At 72.0% G+C, this 1,295-nt stretch carries 1 protein-coding gene; it reads left to right on the top strand.

Annotated elements, in window-relative coordinates; all coding sequences use genetic code 11:
* The coding region (locus tag AB0C29_RS48920; RefSeq protein WP_360835285.1) for an MMPL family transporter at window positions 1–1,175 on the top strand (1,175 nt) is incomplete at its 5' end.
* Window positions 1,176–1,295: the final 120 nt, after the last annotated feature.

The following is a 1,295-nucleotide window of genomic DNA, read 5'->3' as shown; positions in this document are numbered from 1 at the left end:
GCGCGGCGAAGCCCTCGGCCGGGCTGCGCTGGGCCCGGTTCGTCACCCGCCGCCCGGTGGCCGTCCTGGTCGCCGCCGTGCTGGGCCTGGTCGTGCTCGCGATCCCGGCTCTCGACCTGCGGCTGGGCCTGCCCGGCGACAACATGGCCGGCGCCGAGACCACCCAGCGCAAGGCGTACGACATGCTGACCGACGGCTTCGGGCCGGGCTTCAACGGCCCGCTGACCGTGGTGGTCGACGCCGCGTCGAGCCCGGACCCGCAGAGCGCCGCCACCACCGTGGCCGGGTCGATCAAGGGCCTGGCCGGGGTCGTCACGGTCAGCCCGCCCACCCTCAACCCGGCCGGTGACACCGCGATCCTGCAGGTCATCCCGGCCACCGCACCGGACAGCCCGGAGACCGAGGCGCTGGTGCACGCGATCCGCGACCAGAGCGACGGGCTGCGCGAGCGTACCGGCGCGGACCTGTCGGTCACCGGCACCACGGCGGTCGACATCGACATGTCCGACAAGATGGGCAGCGCGCTGGTGCCGTACCTGGCGGTGATCGTGGCGCTGGCGTTCCTGCTGCTGACGCTGCTGTTCCGGTCGATCCTGGTGCCGATCAAGGCGATCGCCGGCTTCCTGCTCTCGGTGATCGCGACCTTCGGTGCCGTCGTGGCCGTCTTCCAGTGGGGCTGGCTCGACGGGCTGTTCGGCATCGACCAGGCCGGCCCGATCATGCCCATGCTGCCGATCTTCCTGATCGGCATCGTCTTCGGCCTGGCCATGGACTACGAGGTCTTCCTGGTCAGCCGGATGCGCGAGGAGCACGTGCACGGCACGCCGCCGACCCAGGCGGTGGTCAACGGCTTCGCGCACGGGGCCCGGGTGGTGACGGCCGCGGCGATCATCATGGTCAGCGTCTTCTCCGGCTTCATCCTGTCGCCCGAGTCGTTCATCAAGTCGATCGGCTTCGCGCTGGCGGCGGCGATCCTGTTCGACGCGTTCGTGGTCCGGATGACCATCGTGCCGGCGGTGATGACCCTGCTCGGGCGCCGGGCCTGGTGGCTGCCGCGCTGGCTGGACCGGGTGCTGCCGGACATCGACGTGGAGGGCGAGAAGCTGCGCGTCCCGCCGGACGAGCTGAGCGAGCCGGAACACACCGGCTCGGATCTGGTCACCGCCGGCCGATGAGAGTGGCCCGGACCGCTCCGGCGGTCCGGGCCCTCACCCCGTGAACAGAGGTGACCCGCGATGACGCTCGCCGACGACCGTACGGCCCGAGCACCCGTGGCCGTACCGCGGACCCGGCCG

This window comes from Actinoplanes sp. NPDC048791 (assembly GCF_040650095.1).
Classification (GTDB): domain Bacteria; phylum Actinomycetota; class Actinomycetes; order Mycobacteriales; family Micromonosporaceae; genus Actinoplanes.
The sequence above is the reverse complement of the archived record's forward strand: the minus strand, read 5'-3'. Positions and strand labels throughout refer to the sequence as shown.